Annotated in this window: 16 protein-coding genes; 5 read left to right on the top strand and 11 right to left on the bottom strand. The window is 67.5% G+C overall.

Annotation, left to right across the window (positions count from 1 at the left end; all coding sequences use genetic code 11):
* The first annotated feature begins 38 nt into the window (after positions 1 to 38).
* Positions 39 to 713 (top strand): TetR/AcrR family transcriptional regulator, encoded by a 675-nt coding sequence (locus ACZ7OI_RS07750; protein WP_470263326.1) that lies wholly within the window; start codon positions 39 to 41, stop codon positions 711 to 713.
* Here the strand turns inward: ACZ7OI_RS07750 and ACZ7OI_RS07745 are convergent, their stop codons facing one another.
* Complete coding sequence (locus ACZ7OI_RS07745) at positions 714 to 2027, bottom strand: MFS transporter (RefSeq protein ID WP_470263325.1); 1314 nt, start codon at positions 2025 to 2027, stop codon at positions 714 to 716.
* A 32-nt stretch (positions 2028 to 2059) separates the two neighbouring features.
* A complete protein-coding gene (locus ACZ7OI_RS07740) occupies positions 2060 to 3064 on the bottom strand; it encodes a hypothetical protein (protein WP_470263324.1) in 1005 nt (334 codons plus the stop codon).
* 97 nt (positions 3065 to 3161) lie between these two features.
* On the opposite strand from ACZ7OI_RS07740, the gene ACZ7OI_RS07735 reads away from it, so the two are divergent.
* On the top strand, positions 3162 to 3758 hold the full coding sequence (locus tag ACZ7OI_RS07735; protein ID WP_470263323.1) for a TetR/AcrR family transcriptional regulator: 597 nt from the start codon (positions 3162 to 3164) through the stop codon (positions 3756 to 3758).
* A 4-nt stretch (positions 3759 to 3762) separates the two neighbouring features.
* Here ACZ7OI_RS07735 and ACZ7OI_RS07730 read toward each other — a convergent pair whose 3' ends face one another.
* Positions 3763 to 4113, bottom strand: coding sequence for an antibiotic biosynthesis monooxygenase family protein (locus ACZ7OI_RS07730; RefSeq protein ID WP_470263322.1), 351 nt, complete (start codon positions 4111 to 4113; stop codon positions 3763 to 3765).
* Between the two features lie 208 nt (positions 4114 to 4321).
* Between ACZ7OI_RS07730 and ACZ7OI_RS07725 the strand changes: the two genes are divergently transcribed.
* Both ACZ7OI_RS07725 and ACZ7OI_RS07720 read left to right on the top strand, forming a co-directional pair.
* Positions 4322 to 5500: a cytochrome P450 gene (locus ACZ7OI_RS07725; RefSeq protein WP_470263321.1), complete on the top strand. Its 1179-nt coding sequence runs from the start codon at positions 4322 to 4324 to the stop codon at positions 5498 to 5500.
* A 102-nt stretch (positions 5501 to 5602) separates the two neighbouring features.
* On the top strand, positions 5603 to 5986 hold the full coding sequence (locus tag ACZ7OI_RS07720) for a hypothetical protein (protein WP_470263465.1): 384 nt from the start codon (positions 5603 to 5605) through the stop codon (positions 5984 to 5986).
* Positions 5987 to 5990: 4 nt separating this feature from the next.
* On the opposite strand, the gene ACZ7OI_RS07715 is transcribed toward ACZ7OI_RS07720, so the two are convergent.
* Both ACZ7OI_RS07715 and ACZ7OI_RS07710 read right to left on the bottom strand, forming a co-directional pair.
* The gene (locus ACZ7OI_RS07715) at positions 5991 to 6932 is read right to left on the bottom strand and encodes an MBL fold metallo-hydrolase (protein ID WP_470263320.1); all 942 of its coding nucleotides are present in this window, start codon (positions 6930 to 6932) and stop codon (positions 5991 to 5993) included.
* 9 nt (positions 6933 to 6941) lie between these two features.
* Complete coding sequence (locus ACZ7OI_RS07710; RefSeq protein ID WP_470263319.1) at positions 6942 to 7931, bottom strand: fumarylacetoacetate hydrolase family protein; 990 nt, start codon at positions 7929 to 7931, stop codon at positions 6942 to 6944.
* A 120-nt stretch (positions 7932 to 8051) separates the two neighbouring features.
* Here ACZ7OI_RS07710 and ACZ7OI_RS07705 point away from each other — a divergent pair, with 120 nt between their 5' ends.
* The gene (locus tag ACZ7OI_RS07705; protein WP_470263318.1) at positions 8052 to 8651 is read left to right on the top strand and encodes a TetR/AcrR family transcriptional regulator; all 600 of its coding nucleotides are present in this window, start codon (positions 8052 to 8054) and stop codon (positions 8649 to 8651) included.
* A 349-nt stretch (positions 8652 to 9000) separates the two neighbouring features.
* Here the strand turns inward: ACZ7OI_RS07705 and ACZ7OI_RS07700 are convergent, their stop codons facing one another.
* Genes ACZ7OI_RS07700 through ACZ7OI_RS07675 form a run of 6 tightly spaced genes read right to left on the bottom strand, consistent with a single transcriptional unit; the run spans position 9001 to position 15750 of the window.
* Positions 9001 to 9879, bottom strand: a complete 879-nt coding sequence (locus ACZ7OI_RS07700) for a hypothetical protein (RefSeq protein ID WP_470263317.1) — start codon at positions 9877 to 9879, stop codon at positions 9001 to 9003.
* Between the two features lies 1 nt (position 9880).
* Positions 9881 to 11362: a CoA transferase gene (locus ACZ7OI_RS07695; protein ID WP_470263316.1), complete on the bottom strand. Its 1482-nt coding sequence runs from the start codon at positions 11360 to 11362 to the stop codon at positions 9881 to 9883.
* A complete protein-coding gene (locus ACZ7OI_RS07690) occupies positions 11359 to 12216 on the bottom strand; it encodes an FAD-dependent oxidoreductase (RefSeq protein WP_470263315.1) in 858 nt (285 codons plus the stop codon). The genes ACZ7OI_RS07695 and ACZ7OI_RS07690 overlap by 4 nt, the downstream gene beginning before the upstream one ends.
* 14 nt (positions 12217 to 12230) lie before the next feature.
* The gene (locus tag ACZ7OI_RS07685; RefSeq protein ID WP_470263314.1) at positions 12231 to 13394 is read right to left on the bottom strand and encodes an acyl-CoA dehydrogenase family protein; all 1164 of its coding nucleotides are present in this window, start codon (positions 13392 to 13394) and stop codon (positions 12231 to 12233) included.
* Between the two features lie 13 nt (positions 13395 to 13407).
* Entirely contained in the window at positions 13408 to 14580 is a 1173-nt protein-coding gene (locus tag ACZ7OI_RS07680; protein ID WP_470263313.1) for an acyl-CoA dehydrogenase family protein, read from the bottom strand.
* Positions 14581 to 14583: 3 nt separating this feature from the next.
* Positions 14584 to 15750: a CaiB/BaiF CoA transferase family protein gene (locus ACZ7OI_RS07675; RefSeq protein WP_470263312.1), complete on the bottom strand. Its 1167-nt coding sequence runs from the start codon at positions 15748 to 15750 to the stop codon at positions 14584 to 14586.
* Between the last annotated feature and the right edge of the window lie 76 nt (positions 15751 to 15826).

The raw sequence follows: 15826 nt of genomic DNA, 5'->3' as shown, positions 1-15826 counted from the left end.
CGGCCATGTTACCGTCGGGCGTCGTCAAGGAGGTGGGGATGCCCGCAGCAGGCACCCGCAAGCCGATGCGCGAACGGTTCCGCGAGCAGGTGCGCGAGGAGGTCAAATTCGTCGCGCTCAACCAGCTCGCGGCCGGGGGCGCGCAGGCGATCTCCATCAACGCCATCGCCAAGCAGCTCGGCGTCTCCGGGCCGGCGCTGTACCGCTACTTCTCGAGCCGCGACGAGCTGCTGACGGTCTTGGTCATCGACGCGTACAACGACCTCCGCGAGGCCATGGCGAATGCCCTCGACACCGACGCACTCGACGCGGAAGCGCAAGTCCGACTGCTGGCCGCGGCGTACCGGGCTTGGGCGCGGGAAGAACCGCACCGGTACGAACTGCTGTTCAAGGCGCCGTTCCCCGGATACGACGCGCACGCCAAGCCGCTCGCCGAAGCGGCCCGGTCGCTGATGGGCGTGGTGCTCGGAGTGTTGCACCACCTCGATTCCGCAGCCGCGGAAAAGCCGGCCGCGTACGAGAACGAGGAAGTGCTCGACGCTCGGCGCGCGAACACCGAGAACCACCAGCTGGCAGTCGCGTTGTGGTCGCGGCTGCATGGCTTCGTCAGCCTGGAGATCGGCGGCGGCTTCACCGCGATGGGCCTCGACGCCGACGCATTGTTCGAGACCGAAGTGCGATTGCTGACAGACCGGGTTCGCCGCGCTTCCTGATCACCGACGAGACGCGCGCGGCTTCGCCCCCAACGCCACCGCCAGCACCGCTCCGGCCACCATGCACGCGCCGACCACCCACAAACCGGTCCGCTGCGTACCCGTCAGATCGCGCAGCCAGCCCGTCACATACGGCGCGACGAACCCGCTCAGGTTGCCCAAAGCGTTGATCAACGCGATCCCGCCGGCAGCCGCCGCGCCGGACAGGAAGTTCGACGGCAGAGCCCAGAACGTCGGCAGCGCCGCACACACGCCCATCGCGCAGATGGTCACCGCGGTCATTGTGGCGTAAGGGTTTCCGAGATACAGCGCCACCGGGATCGCCGCCCCGCCGACGAGCATCGGCAGCGCGACGTGCCACGTCCGTTCCCCGGTGCGGTCGCCGTGGCGTGCCCACGGGACCATCACCAGGGCACCCGCGACGTACGGGATCGCGTTCACCAAACCGGCCTGCAGCACGGTCAGTTTGGTGCCGAACTCCTCGCCGAACCCGGCGATGATCGTCGGCAGGAAGAAACCGAGCGCGTAGAGGCCGTAGACGACCGCGAAGTACACGAACGCCAGCCCGAGGATCCGCGGGTGGGTAAGCGCTTTCCGCAGCGGCCAGTGGTGTTCGGCTTCGGTGGCGCGACGTTCGCCGTCGAGTTCGTTGGTGAGCCAGTCGCGTTCCTCCGCCGACAGCCACTTCGCGGTTTCCGGCCGGTCGCTCAGGCAGAACCACGTGACGACCGCGAGCAGGATCGCCGGAACGCCCTCGACCAGGAACATGAACCGCCAGCCGGACAGGCCGAAAATGCCGTGCCCGCCGCTGATCAGCAGGCTGGAGACGGTCGAGCCGATCGCGCTCGACACCGGCACCGCGCACATGAACAGCGCGACCGCCTTCGCCCGCTGCGCTGCCGGGAACCAGTACGTCAGATACAAAATGATGCCGGGGAAGAACCCCGCTTCAGCGACGCCGAGCACGAACCGCAGCACCACGAGCGTCGTGGTGTTCGGCACGAACGCCATCGCGACGGCCACCGCGCCCCAGGTGATCATGATCCGCGCGATCCAGCGGCGCGCGCCGAACCGGTGCAGCGCGAGATTGCTCGGCACCTCGAGGATCAGGTAGCCGATGAAGAAGATCCCCGACGCGAGCCCGAAGGCCGTCGCGGTGAGGCCGAGTTCCTTGTTCATCCCGTTCGGACCGGCGAACCCGATGTTGACCCGGTCCAGGTAGTTGACGAAGTACAGCAGCATCAGCAGCGGCATGATCCGCACCGCCGCCTTGGCCATCACCCGGTTGCCCACTGCGCTGGTCTTCGTCGACATGTCCGGATCTCACCCGGCCGGACCCCGCCGAGTCAAGGTTTTGCGTAATGCTCGGCGACCGCGGCGAACGCCTCCTTCGGTTCCCAGTTCAGCCCCGGGTACGCCGTGCCCGAGCGGTCCTCCAGGACTTTCACCAGGCCGAAGCTGGCGAGGTCGAGATCGCCCGGGTAGTTGTAGAGCGCGAACAGGAACACGAACGCACTGTCCACTCCCTCCTCGTCGAAGATTTCCAGCAGCTCGCGCAGATACGTGGCCTGTCCGGCTTCGTCGCGCTCGTACTCGCCGTCGATGCGGAGCGGGTCGCCGGTTTCCTTGTCGTACTCGACGATTTCCATGCTCCGCGGCGCGACATCGCCGGACCCGCGCCAAGTCGCCGTCCCGAATCCGGTGATCGCGACCGGTTTCCCTTGCGCCACCAGGGCTCGCACGCCGTCCTGGAAGATCGGGGCGACCTCGGCGGAGCGGATGAGTTCCACGGTGACGAAGTCGAACCGGCTCCAATCCACCTGCTCGAACTGGATGCACGCGTAAGTGACCTTGCCGTGGAACCGTTCCCGTACGAGCTTGACCGCGGTGTCGAGAAACGGGTCGAGCCGCTTGCCCACTTCGGCCAATCGCTCGGCGCGCCCCTCGGGCTCGTCGAGCAGCAAACTGACCCGTTCCGCGACGTCCTCGCCGGGCAGGAAGCCGTGGTTCATCACGCTCAGCTCGACGCCGGTCACGAACACGACGTCCGCCCCGGTGGCGCGCAGCCGTTCCGCGCGGGTGGCGCAGTCGGCGAAGAGGTCAAGCATCTCTTCGTGGGTCTGCTCCAGCGGATACGGCGAGAACCAGACCTCCAACCCCAGGTCGGCCGCCCACCGCGAGGCCTGCTCCAGCCGATCCGGATCGCCGCCGACGACGTGCACCGCGGTGCAGTGCAGGTCGTCGCGGATGATCGCCAGTTCGCGTTTCACCACCTCCGGTTCGAAGCTCTCCCGCGACGACCGTCCATTGCGGACGAATCCGGTGTCGTACGTCATTCCCTTGCCGCGCATGGCGGTTTCCTCTCGTTCGGGGATGCCGCCACCCTACGCTCGAAACTTGCGTGCGCGCAAGTTTGCGTAGCCGCACGAAGACTGCGAGACTGGGTGCGTGACCGGACTGCGCGAACGAAAGAAGGAGGCCACCCGCGTCGCACTGCGCGAAGCAGCGCTGCGGCTGGCGCTCGAACACGGGCCGGCGAACGTCCGCGTCGACGACATCGCCGAGGCGGCCGGAGTCTCGCCGCGGACCTACAACAACTACTTCTCCAGCCGCGAGGAAGCGATCGTCGCCGCGGTCACCGCGGACCGCGAAAGCCGGATCGCCGCCGCCGTCGCCGAACGCCTGCCGGAGACCCGGCTGGCCGCGGCGATCATCGACGCGATCACGGAGCAGTACACCGATCCCGGCGAGCAGAGCCGCGACGCACTGCTGCTGATCACCACGAATCCCGGGCTGCGCACGGCATTCCTCGACGCTCCGGCCGCCCTGGAAAACCCGCTGCAGGAAGTGATCGCGACCCGGGTCGGCGATCCGCAGACCACGCGCGTGCTCGCCGCCTCCGTCGCGGCGGCGGTGCGGGTCGCGCTGGAGCAGTGGACGCAACCGGCAGGCAACGGCCTGGTCGTGGTGTCCGGATCGCTGCCGGATTTGTTGCGGCGCATGCTCGAACCGCTTGTTCCGGCCCTCGAAGCCGCGGAGGACTGAGGGCTCAGACGTCGATCTGCTCGAAGATGTGCGGATACGACACGATGCCGTCGGAGGACTCGGCCGCCAGGCGCTGGAATTCCGGACTGCCGAACGCGGCGGCGAGCGCCTCGGTGGACTCCCAGACCGCGACATTCATCAGCAGCTGGCTGCCCGCCGTTCCCCGATGCATTTGCAGCGAGACGAATCCGGGTTGCGCCTTCATGTACTCGGCTTGCTTCCGGAAGACGGCCAGGAACGCTTCGGTCTCCCCCTCCGGGACGACGAAGGTGTTGGCCAGGACGATCGGCCCGGTCTTCTCCTTGAACTGAGCGAACATCGGCGTGCGCGGGTCGAGGCTCTGAAGTTTGGCCATTTCGGGATTTCTCCTTGCTGTCAGCTAAATCTAGCGTCGCTAGATACTGAGTCAACGCTAGCACTGCTGGCGCTCGATTGTCTAGCAACGCTAGAACTAGCACCAGGACAGTGAATTCCTTCCCGCGTCCCGTTCAGTCCTGACATTCTCTTCACAAATTTGTGAAATCTATGTACCTTCTGAACTACTTAGAGGGGAAGGAGCGACGATGACCCGTCAGGCAGGACTCCCGCTCGAAAGGGGCGCGTGTCCGTTCGATCCGGCACCGGCCCAGCGCACGCAGGCTCCGGTCGAGCCGCTGACGTACCCGGACGGCGCCCAGGGGTGGCTCGTCACCGGATACCAGGAGGTGCGGGCAGTCCTCTCGGACAAGCGGATGTCCGCGCGCGTGGAGCTGACGAAGATCCCGATCGACTTCGGCCCGCTGCCGCCGCCGAAGCCGGCGGACCCGGGGGTGTTCAGCGGGATGGACGACCCGGACCACCACCGTTACCGCAAGCTGCTGACCGGGGCGTTCACCGTGCACCGGATGCGGAAGCTGGAAGACCGCGTCACCGAGATCGTCGACGACCATCTCGACGCGATGGCCGCAGCGGACGGTCCGGTCGACCTGGTGGAAGCGTTTGCGCGGCCGGTGCCGTCACTGGTGATCTGCGAACTGCTCGGCGCACCGTATGAACGCCGCGCCGAGTTCGACGGCTACGCCGCCACGATGTTCTCCAAGGACGTCCCGATCGCCGAACGGATCGAGGCGACCCAGGGCGTCGTCGCGTTCATCACCGGGCAGATCGAGGAGAAGCGGGCCGAACCGAGCGACGATCTGCTGTCCGATCTGGTGCGCGGCGGCGAGCTGACCGACGAGGAACTCGCCAACATCGGCATGATGCTGCTGGTCGCCGGATTCGAGACGACCCGCAACATGATCGCGCTCGGCACGCTGGCGCTGCTGGAGAATCCGGAGCAGCTGGCGAAGTTCAAGGCCGATCCGGAGCTCACCGCGGGCACGGTCGAGGAACTGCTGCGCTACCTCAGCGTGATCCACATCGGCCCGATCCGCACCGCGCTGGAGGACGTCGAACTCGGCGGCGTGACGATCAAGGCAGGCGATCCGATCGTCATGTCGCTGCCGGTCGCCAACCGTGACCCGGAGAGGTTCCCGGCGCCGGACGAACTGGACGTCACCCGCAAGGCGACCGGGCAGCTGGCTTTCGGCCACGGCGTGCACCAATGCCTCGGGCAGCAACTGGCCAGGGTCGAGATGCGGACCGCGCTGTTCCGGCTGTTCGCGCGGTTCCCCGGTCTCCGGCTCGCGGTGCCGTTCGCCGAGGTGGAACTGCCGCACGACGCGTCGATCTACGGTCCGGTGCGACTGCCGGTCACCTGGTAGCGGGAGTAGCCTGGCAGCGGCGGATCGAAGACGGGAATCGAGGTTTTCCGCGCTGTGCATGACATTGCCCTGATCGGCGCCTTCACGTTCGTCTGGTTCGGGATGGTGCTCGCCATCTCGTTCCTGGAAGCCCCGCTGAAGTTCCGTGCGCCGGGGGTCACCATTCCGATCGGCCTCGGCATCGGCCGGTTGGTGTTCCGGGCTTTGAACATCGCCGAGATTCTGCTCGCGGTGGGGGTGGCGGTCACGGTGGTAGTCGGGCGGCCGAGTACCGCGGTGACGGTGCTGACGGCGGTGGCGATAGTGGTGCTGATCGGGCAACTGGGAGCGGTCCGTCCGGCGTTGAACCGGCGGACGGACCGCGTCCTCGCCGCCCCGGAAGGCGTGGAGCTGCCGCGGTCTCGGGCGCATTTCGTTTACATCGCAACGGAAACCGTGAAGGTGCTCGTGTTGCTGGCGCTCGGGATCCTGACCGTGGCGGGTTAGCGGCTCACGCGAACCCTTCCAGCTCGGCGATGCGGCGGAACACCTCGCGGGTGTCCACCCGCTCCATCTCCGGGTCGAGTTCGTAATACACCGCGAGCACATTCTGCGCGAGGCGGCCGCGTTCGTCGAGGTCCGCGAACCGGCCCAGCGAGATGTCGCGCATCGCCTCCTCCGAGGTCATTCCCCGGCGGTGGCGGTCAGCAGCCTCGGCTTGAACCCACTGCAGGTAGTCGAGGACCGAGCGGATGCCGTCGGCGTCGGTGACCGGGCCGTGGCCGGGAACGACGAACTCGGCGTCCATCGCCAGCATCGCGTCGCAGGCGGCGATCCAGTTCGACACCGGGCCCGCCCAGGTGATCGGGGTGCCACCGATGAACAACAGGTCTCCGGCGTACAGCACGCCTTCGTCGGGGACCAGCACGACGCTGTCGCCCTCGGTATGCGCGGGTCCGAGGCAGCGGATTTCCACTGCCACACCGCCGATGTCGAGCTTCAGCTGTTCGGCGAACGTCCGGGTCGCGTAGGTCGCGGTGATGGACTCGAAGTCGAACGGGTGGAGGATGTGCTGAGCGAAGCGGCCCAGCGGGCCTTCCTGGTGCACCAGGCCGCGCATGAGGTCGGGGCCGTTGGTGCGCATTTCTTCCGCCGTGGCTTCGGACGCGATGATGGCGGCGTCGGCGACCAGTTCGTTGCCGAACCAGTGGTCCCCGTTCGCGTGCGTGTTCACGACTGTCTTAATAGGACTGTCTACTGTGGTGTTCTCCAGGCCAGTCAGCATCTCCCGGGTCATCGGCACGTCGAAGAGAGTGTCGACGAGAAGGGATTCTCCTGCCCCGGCGATCAGTCCGGCATTGCTCCAGCCCCACGTTCCGTCCGGGACCAGCCAAGCCGAGCAGTGTTCGGTGAGCCGGTGATGCCCTTTGGTGTAGGGAATATCTTTGGGCATGCCTACCTCCTAATGAACGTGCACTTCGGGTGCACCTTGATATGAAGCCAATCCCGCACCGTCCGGCGCGATCTGCCGTTGCCCCACCGGGTTTCGCAGCACACCGACACCAGACGCGGCAAGTTCCACCACATCGCCCGGCTGGATCCAGCGGTCCAGCTCCAGGCCGCATCCGCCGCCGACGGTGCCGAGCCCGAAGAACTCCCCTGGATAAACGTCTTCGTCCAGCGACGCCCACGCGAGCACCTCGGCGAAGGAGAACTGCCGGTCCTTTGTGGACCCGGAGGCCCAGACCTCGCCGTTGACCGTCGCCGACATCTGCACCGCCCATTCGTCGACCTCGTCCATGGTGAGCACGCACGGGCCCATCGCGGTGCAGAAGTCTTTCCCTTTGGACGGCCCGATCGTCATGCTCATCTCGAACATCTGGATGTCGCGCGCGCTGACGTCGTTGAAAATCGTGACGCCGGCGATGCGTCCGGCAGCCTCGGCCGGGGTGAGGTTTTTGCCGCCGCCGGAGGTGAAGAAGCCGAGTTCGAGTTCGAAGTCGAGCTGCGCGGTGTAGGACGGCCAGAGCAGCGGCTCCTCCGGCCCGATCACCGTCTCGACGTTGGCCTTGTAGCAGATCGGCATCGCCGCGAAGGCAGGCGGAACGGCGAGGCCGGAGCCCGAGGCGTGCTGGGTATAGGTCAGGTAGTCGCGGATCCGGCGCGGCCTCGGCACCGGGGCGAGCAGCCGGACTTCTTGCTGCGGAAGGACTGCCGGATGGCCTTCGTCGATCAGGGGATTGCCTCGGTCGGCTGCGGTGTCCGCGAGCTGAAGCGCCTGTTCAGCCCTGGCACGCGCCTCGGCCCCGCCCTCGAAGAAGGCAACCATCTCGGTCGGGACTTCGCTTCCGGCCTTCGCCGCCCGCAAGACGCGCGCCGGATCCACCACGGCATCGCCGTGCGACACACCGAGCCGGGCCGTGCCCGAGGACTCATAGGTGACCAGCCGCATCGCCGCCTCCTTGAACTGGAGTATAACTTTGGACTCCAGTCCAAGTTAGGCCCCGACGGAAGTCGCGTCAAGGGCGTCATTCAGCGGGCGCCGGGGAGAAATGATGGTTGACTGCGAGACATGACGGCAGAAGCGACGGGCGATCGGCGAACCAGGCAGCGATACGAACGCCGGGACCGGCTGTTCCAGGCGGCCGTGGAGCTGTTCGTGGAGCGCGGCTACGACAACACCACGATGGAGGACATCGCCGAGCGCGCCGACACCGCGCGCGCCACCGTGTTCAACCACTTCCAGCGCAAGACCGCGTTCCTGGACGAGTGGAGCCTGCGCCGGCGGGAGCGCGCGATGACCGCGGTGCGCGCCGAGAACCTGGAGGACCGGCCGCTGCGCGAGGTGCTCAGCCGCTACCTGATCGAACTGGCGCGCAACAGCCTCGACTCCCGGGCGGAGACGATCGCCTGCATGGGCGCGGCGATCCACTCCACCAACGTCTTCGGCAATCCGGAACTGGCGCGCGAGTTCGCCGCGTTCGTCGCGCGGGCGCAGGAAACCGGGGAGATCCGCGCGGACATCGATCCGGCGCAGGCCGGGTTGTTGCTCGCCACAGGGTATTTCGGGACGCTCAGTTCGTGGATCGAAAGCGAGGCTGCTCCGTTTGACCTGCAGGAGCATTTGCTGAACATGGTGGAGATGATTCTGCGGGGGATCGCGGTTCGCTGAACGTCAGGGTTGTCAGGTTGCGGGAGAAAGGCTCCGTTGCGGAGGATCGGTGCCTCGGCCGCTCCCTACGACGGGAAGCTCCCATGGGGGGAGTCAGTTCGACGACGGCTAACTGGGTTTTTCCCAGAGCTATGGCGATTTCGCCGGAGTGCTGCTTTAGCGCTTCGGCGACACGGCATGCCTGCCCCGTCGGTTCGCGACGTGTCGTTTCGGACCGTTGCCGCTTGAAAGCCGGATCCCAGGCCTGTGAGGGGAACCCGGAGGGAATCAGAGTCCCTCAAGGTGGCCCTCACGGACCTTCGCATCGCAGACAGCACCCTCGGCCAAAGAGCCCCATTGGACCCAAATACTAGCGCCGAACCCCCGCGATCCCGGACAACAACTCCCCCATGTCCACCACCACGCGCGACTCGCCGCCAGTCAGCGGCACCGCGGTTATCCGTCCGCCAAGATCGGAGACATAAGCGACCTCGTCATCCACCGCCAGCCCGATCGCCTCAGTGAATCCGCTCGCCAGGATCTCCGGCTCGGCGCCCTTCTCCCCCGGGCCGGGGAGCGGCGCGCGGTTCAGCGTGTTTCCCTTCGGAGCCGCACCGCGGTCCGTCCAATACAGGTACCCGCCATGGATTTCCAGGTCGATCGGTTCCGGCAGGTGGTCCCACAGAGCCTCGACGTCGGACCGGTCGCGAGCGGTCTCGCCCGAAGGAATCTCCAGCCCAGCACGGAAAATCCGGCCGACGCCGCCCTTGGCCGGGCCTTTCTGCGTCCAGTACAGATGCGTCGAGTTCACGGTAACGCCGACGCATTCCTGCATCCCGCTGCCGTCCGGCTCGTTCACGATCAGATCCGTGAGACCAGTGCCGTCCGGGCGAACCCGGGTGATTCGATAGCCTTCCCGGTCGCCCCAGTACAGGGAACCGTTGTACGCCAACTGTTTCCCGGTCGTCAGAGTTCCATTCGGGACAACATCACGGGCGCCGGTGCCATCGAAGGCCACCGCGTGCAGGCCGCCGTTGCGGGCCGAGTAGTCGAGACCAGCCTCGCCCGGCACCGAAGGGTCGCGCGCAGGCATCCCCATGGTGGTCCAGTAAACAGTCCCGTCGACGACGACAACGCCATCCGGCGAGACACCGGCTTCTTTGTACAGCGGGGTAACCTGCCCGTCGGGAAGTCCGACGCGGTAAATCGTCCCGGTGCGAATGCCCAGCACTACCAGTTCGCTGAACATGTCACCTCCACTCTGGACGGTGCGATCCCCTGGGGATCAAAGGATTCGTGTAATAGCCCGGCGTTTCCGACATCCGGATCTGCTCGGTGACACCGCGATAGCGGCCGAGCGGGGTGTCCGCGGTGAACGTCTCGGGATCGAAGTATTCGTGTCCAGGAGCGACACCGGCGACTTCAGCGGCGTAGCCCTTGTCGAAGATTCCCAGGCTCAGCAACCATAAAGCGACGCGAGTCAAAGAAACCTGCACCCGATAAGAACCGCCCCATTCCGCGCGGAGCATGAGGGCGCGCAGGATTCCCAGCTGCAGGAACCACGACGTGATGTAGTCGTTCACCACCGGCACGCCGGGCAGCGACGGGACCCCGCCCTCGCCTTCCAGCAGCATGACGCCGGACAGACAGCCAGCCGTCTGGTCGAAGCCGACCCGGCCGGACCATGGGCCGGTGGCACCGTTGAGCGTCACTTCGGCGTGGATGATTCCGGGGCGGATCTCGGCGGCGGTTTCCGCGTCGAGACCGTGTCGCGCGAGGTATCCCGGGCGGCGGTTCGCGTAGAAGATGTCGGCACCGGTCAGCAGCCAGTGCATTCGTTCCTGGTCGGCGGCGCGGCGGAAGTCGAGCCGGGTGGAGCGGACGCCCACATTGGACGTCGCGTACAGCACCGGAAGTTCGTATTCCGCTGGATCCCACACGTTCAGCACGTCCGCGCCGTGCAAAGCCAGCGCCCGGCCACAGCCAGCGCCCGCGATGATGTGCGCCCGGCCCAGTGCGCGAATGCCTTCGAGCGGCGTGGAAGGGTTGGGGTGCAACGGTTCCGGAGGGCTGTCGCCGATCCGCTCGACGATCACCGGCGGCATTGTCGACAGCACCGATTGGTACTGCTCGGTCGCCATCAGCTCCTCGGTCGTGCGCACCACCGGCATGATGACGCCCGCGGCCTCGGCGGCGTCCTCCAGCTCGAACGAGTTCCACTGCGAGATCGCTTGCCGCACCACGGCATCCCGTTCAGGAACGCCGAGCAGCGCCGCCGCGTCGTTGCGCAGTTTCGGGTACGGACTGATCGGGTGCACCCAGCGTCCGTCCGAAGTGGAGTAGAAACGATCCGTGCCGAAGGCGGGATCGACGCGCGCCGGGTCGCCTTGCGGATAGCCGTCGAGCAGTTCCCATTTCTTGTCGTAGAACGGGCACAGCCGGTGCGGCGCGGTCCGCAGGTCCATCGAAATGTCCTGCCCGCGACCCCCGCGCAGCTGCCAGATCTTCGCCACCGCAACGGATTTCGCCGCCAGTGCGACGGACGTCGCCCCGGCCAGCCGCAGCGCGCCCGGCAGGATCGGGTCGGCTCCGGTGAACTCGATCCGGCCGCCGGCGTCGGATTCTTGCAGACCGACTGAGCCAAGGAGGTCAGCCAGCGGCTGGTGCAGGTCGTACTCGTCGGTGGTGGCCGGCTTGGCGAGCGCGGCCTCGAGATGCTCGGTGAGAGTCATTCCTTCTCCAGCGCGTCCACCACCGCGCGGGTTCGGCTGTCTCGCGCTTCGACCCGCTTGGCGTAGGTGTCCGCAGCGCCGTAGGCCTGCTCGACCTCGTCGATCACCGCGTCGAGGTGCGCCCGGTCCGGACGGCCGATGTCGAACGTCATCTGCGAGCCGACGTGGCTCACCAGATGCCGGATGCCGTCCGGGCCTCCGCCGAGATGCATGCTCTCGAACGGACCGATCGTCGCCCAGCGCGGCCCGAGCGAGGCCTTGACCAGCTCGTCCAGGTCCGCCGCGGAAATCACGCCCTGCTGCACGAGGTACATCGCCTGGTCGTTGAAGACCTTCTGCAGCCGGTTCCCGACGAAGCCGGGCACTTCCTTCTTCAGCGTGATCGGCTTCTTGCCCAGCCCGCGGTAGACCTCGACGGCCTTCGCCACGGTCTCCTCGGAGGTCGAAACTCCGGGCACCACCTCGACCAGCGGCATCAGCTCGGGCGGGTTGAACGGATGCCCGATCACGATCCGCGAGGCCGCCGCGTTGCCCTCGGCGATCACCGAGGGCAACAGCGACGACGAGGAGGAAGCCAGTACTGCGTCGTCGCGCGTGGCGGCGGCGAGCGTCGCGAACATTTCCCGCTTCAGCTCGATCCGCTCCGGGCCCGACTCCTGGACGAAGTCGGCCCCGTCAGCGGCTTCCGCGAGGTCCGCGACTGCCGCGGCGGGCAGCCCGGCGAGGTCCCGGGAGACGATTTCGCCCAGGTCCGGGCGCGGATCGGTGACCCGCACCGTCCAGCCCGCCTCGGCGAACAGCCGAGCCCACGACACTCCGATGACCCCAGCGCCTACGATCGCGACGACCGGCATGGCGCGCTCCTTTCTCAGGCGGTGACCGCGTCCGCGTTGTTGAGCAGCGCGCTCGGCGGCGTCAGCAACGCGTCCGACGCTAGCGCGCGGCGACGGGCCGCGCTCACTCCGCCATAACTCTCCGTAATGGCAATCAGCCGCGCCGCGTGGTGCGCGACCTCTGATTCGTAAGTCATTCCGATGCCGCCGTGCAGCTGGACGATCTCCTCGGCGGTCGCGGTCGCCGCGTCGGACACGAACACGAACGCGTCGTCGGCGACGGCGTCGAGGTCCACTGTGGAGGCGCCCTTGTCGTACGCCTCGACCGTCGCGGTCGCCCACAGCGCCAGCGAACGAGCCAGCTCGACCTTCGCGTACAGATCGGCGGCACGGTGCACGAGCGCCTGGAACGCCGCCAGCGGAACACCGAACTGCTTGCGGGTCTTGAGGTATTCGACGGTCATCGCGAGCCCGGTCTCCATCAGGCCGATCGCCTCGCCGGTCACCGCGATCCGCGCCCGCGAGAACGCGCGACGCAACCCAGCCGGCGCGTCGGAGTCCGCGGTGCCGAGCAGAACCGCTGGCGTACCAGCGAATTCGACCTGCGACGTGTGACCCCAGTCCGCGGCCCGGCCGTCGACCCGAGTGATGCCTTCAGCAGTCGCCTCGACCAGGTACACCCCGGTGCGGCCGTTCTCGTCGACCGCGGTGACCAGGAACTTGTCGGCCTGGTCGGCGTTGCGCACCGGCGACTTCACGCCAGTCAGCGCGGAGCCGGCCGCCGACACCGACGGCGCGACGCCCCACGGACGTCCTGGCTCGGCGTGCGCGACCGCGATCGTGGTGCCGCCGGCGGCGAGCACCGGCAGCAGCGCCTTGACCTGGTCGTCGGTGCCCAGCTCGGCGATGATCCACGACGGCAGGAACACGCCGTCGAGCAGCGGTTCGGCCGCCGCGTGCTTGCCCATCGCCTCCAGCGTCGCGTAGACCTCGACCGGGCCGGCGTCGGCGCCGTCGTGGTCGGCGGAGATCGGCAGACCGGCGAGACCCAGCTCGCCGAGGGTGCTCCAGACCTGGTCGTTCCAGCCGAGTTCGCTGCTCGCCGCGGCCGCGCGGCCGCCTGCCGGGTAACCGCGGCCGACTGCCGTGTCGACGGTCTCGAACAGCAGCTTCTGGTCTTCGTTGAATTCGAGGTTCATGAGTCGCCGTCCCTTACAGACCGAGGATCGTCTTCGCGATGACGCCGCGCTGGATTTCGTTGGAGCCGCCGAAAATCGACAGCTTCCGCTGGTTCAGGTACTGCGCCGCGGCGACCACCGCGGCCTCGTCGGCCCGCACCGGGGATTCGGTGTCCAGCAGCATGCCGTCGGAACCGGCCGCGCGCATGCGCAGCTTCGTGAGCGCCTGCAGGGCTTGCGTGCCCTCCATCTTCAACAGCGACGAGACCGGGCTCGGCTGGCCGTTTTCCGAAGCGGCGGTGACCCGCATCTGGGTCGCCTCAAGCGCGAGCAGCGTGGTCTTCGCGGTGTGCATGGCCGCGCGGAACTCCGCGTCGTCAGCGAGCGGACCGTCCTCAGTGGGCAGATCGGCGGCCGCGGCGGCGAGGTCAGCGAAGATCCGCTGTCCAGTACCGACCTGGGCGATGCCGTTACGCTCGTTGCCGAGCAGGAACTTCGCGTACGTCCAGCCCTTGTTCTCCTCGCCGACGAGGTTCTCCGCCGGGATCACCACGTTGTCGAAGAAGAACTCGTTGACCTCGGCGGAACCGTCGACCAGCTTGATCGGACGACGCTCGATGCCCGGCGTGTTCAGGTCCAGCAGCAGGAAGGACAGGCCCTGCTGCTTGCGCGGCGCGTCCGGGTTGGTCCGCGCGAGCACGAACATCCAGTCGCCGTACTGGCCGAGCGTGGTCCAGGTCTTCTGTCCATTGAGGACGTAGTGGTCGCCCTCCAGGCGAGCGGTGGTGCGCAGCCCGGCGAGGTCCGAACCGGCCTCCGGCTCGGAGAAGCCCTGCGACCACCAGATGTCGAGATTCGCGGTGGCCGGGAGGAACTTCTGCTTCTGCTCCTCGCTGCCGAACTCGGCGATGATCGGGCCGACCATGCTCGCGTTGAAGGCGAGCGGCTGCGGAACGGCGTTGCGCTGCAGTTCGGAAGCGTAGATGTGGGACTGCGTCGGGGTCCAGTCCTTGCCGCCCCACTGCGTCGGCCAGTGCGGCACCGCGAGACCGTGCTCGTTCAGGGTCCGCTGGCTGGTGACGATGTCGTCGCGCGTGGTCAGGCCGAGCGCGGAACGCTTGCGGATTTCCTCCGGAATCGCGCCGAGGAACACCTCCCGCAATCCGTCTCGGAACGCGAGGTCCTCTTTAGACAGTTCGAGATCCATCGATCAAACCCCTTCAGTGGTGCGTACGGCTCCGACGACTTCGGCGGTGCTCGCTCCGGCGCGTTCGGCGTGCCTGCGGAACCCGGCCGGGGTCCGCGAGAAATGCAGCGGGCTCTCCACGACGCGGATCGTGCCCTCAGTCGGGTGTTCCCGCTCGGTGATCAGCCCGACCTCCTGAACGTACGGGTCGGTCGCCAGGTCGGCGATGTCGACGACGACCGCGTACGGAACGTCGTGGGCGGTCAGGTACTCCTCCCACTCCGCGGTGGTGCGGCTGGCGGAGTTGGCCAGCACCTTCTCCACCCCCGCGGTGAAAATCTCCCGGTCGATCACCGGGGAGTCCCAGGCCGGATCGGCCGCGGCGTCCTCGAGGCCGGCCCCGATCAACAGCGTCCGCACGGCGTCGTTGGTGTAGGGCACCGCGGCGATCGCGCCGCCGTCGGCCGTGCGCATCGCGGCGTGCGTGTCGCTGAGCGAAAGCGGGTTGCCGACGTCGCCGGCGGCCGGGACGAAAACGTCGCCCGCCAGGTGTTCGACCAGGTTGACCGCGATCATCGCGTCGGCCATCGCCAGTTCGACCTGCTGGCCCTTGCCGGTGCGCTGCTGGTCGAAGAGCGCGGCGAGCACGCCGTTGAGCAGGTACAGCGCGGCGGTCTTGTCGGCGATGAAGGTCGGGACGAACTGCAGCGTGCCGCCCGCCCGGTCCTGCAGGCTGACCAGGCCGGACGTGGCCTGGATGACCTCGTCGTAGGCGGGCCGGTTGGCGCGCGACGAGCCGGGCGCGAAGCCCTGCGCGTGGGCGTAGACGAGGCGGGGGAAGCGTTCGCGCAGCTGCTCGTAGCCGAGGCCGAGCCGGTCGAGGGCGGCGGCGCGCATGTTGGTGACGAGGACGTCGGCGTCGGCGAGCAGGGCGAAGAGGTCTTCGCGGCCGGCGGGGTCCTTGAGGTCGAGTTCGATGCTGCGTTTGTTCTGGTTGACCTGCATGTACAGCGGGGCCATCCCGGGTGTGCGGCCGGTGTTGGCCGGCGAGTGCCGGGCGACGTCGCGCAGCGGTTCGACCCGGATCACGTCGGCGCCGAAGTCGCCGAGGATCTGCGTGGCGTACGGGCCCATCACCGCGGACGACAGGTCGAGCACCTTAACCCCGGAAAGCGGTCCGGTGGCATCCATCTTCGCGGTCCTCCCGTTGACGATCTTTGCTTCACCACTGACGCTAAGCGCTTGCTCACCGGAAGGGAATGACCGA

This window comes from Amycolatopsis sp. NPDC114503, from assembly GCF_055633655.1.
Note: the sequence above shows the minus strand (reverse complement) of the source record. Positions and strands in the feature narration are given on the sequence as shown.

Coding starts and splice junctions, on each gene's coding strand:
- ACZ7OI_RS07730 (WP_470263322.1), bottom strand. CDS start 4,113: ATGGCCAAACTTCAGAGCCTCGACCCGCGCACGCCGATGTTCGCTCAG.
- ACZ7OI_RS07745 (WP_470263325.1), bottom strand. CDS start 2,027: ATGTCGACGAAGACCAGCGCAGTGGGCAACCGGGTGATGGCCAAGGCG.
- ACZ7OI_RS07675 (WP_470263312.1), bottom strand. CDS start 15,750: ATGGATGCCACCGGACCGCTTTCCGGGGTTAAGGTGCTCGACCTGTCG.
- ACZ7OI_RS07715 (WP_470263320.1), bottom strand. CDS start 6,932: ATGCCCAAAGATATTCCCTACACCAAAGGGCATCACCGGCTCACCGAA.
- ACZ7OI_RS07680 (WP_470263313.1), bottom strand. CDS start 14,580: ATGGATCTCGAACTGTCTAAAGAGGACCTCGCGTTCCGAGACGGATTG.
- ACZ7OI_RS07690 (WP_470263315.1), bottom strand. CDS start 12,216: ATGCCGGTCGTCGCGATCGTAGGCGCTGGGGTCATCGGAGTGTCGTGG.
- ACZ7OI_RS07695 (WP_470263316.1), bottom strand. CDS start 11,362: ATGACTCTCACCGAGCATCTCGAGGCCGCGCTCGCCAAGCCGGCCACC.
- ACZ7OI_RS07685 (WP_470263314.1), bottom strand. CDS start 13,394: ATGAACCTCGAATTCAACGAAGACCAGAAGCTGCTGTTCGAGACCGTC.
- ACZ7OI_RS07700 (WP_470263317.1), bottom strand. CDS start 9,879: ATGTTCAGCGAACTGGTAGTGCTGGGCATTCGCACCGGGACGATTTAC.
- ACZ7OI_RS07710 (WP_470263319.1), bottom strand. CDS start 7,931: ATGCGGCTGGTCACCTATGAGTCCTCGGGCACGGCCCGGCTCGGTGTG.
- ACZ7OI_RS07740 (WP_470263324.1), bottom strand. CDS start 3,064: ATGCGCGGCAAGGGAATGACGTACGACACCGGATTCGTCCGCAATGGA.
- ACZ7OI_RS07750 (WP_470263326.1), top strand. CDS start 39: ATGCCCGCAGCAGGCACCCGCAAGCCGATGCGCGAACGGTTCCGCGAG.
- ACZ7OI_RS07720 (WP_470263465.1), top strand. CDS start 5,603: ATGGTGCTCGCCATCTCGTTCCTGGAAGCCCCGCTGAAGTTCCGTGCG.
- ACZ7OI_RS07705 (WP_470263318.1), top strand. CDS start 8,052: ATGACGGCAGAAGCGACGGGCGATCGGCGAACCAGGCAGCGATACGAA.
- ACZ7OI_RS07725 (WP_470263321.1), top strand. CDS start 4,322: ATGACCCGTCAGGCAGGACTCCCGCTCGAAAGGGGCGCGTGTCCGTTC.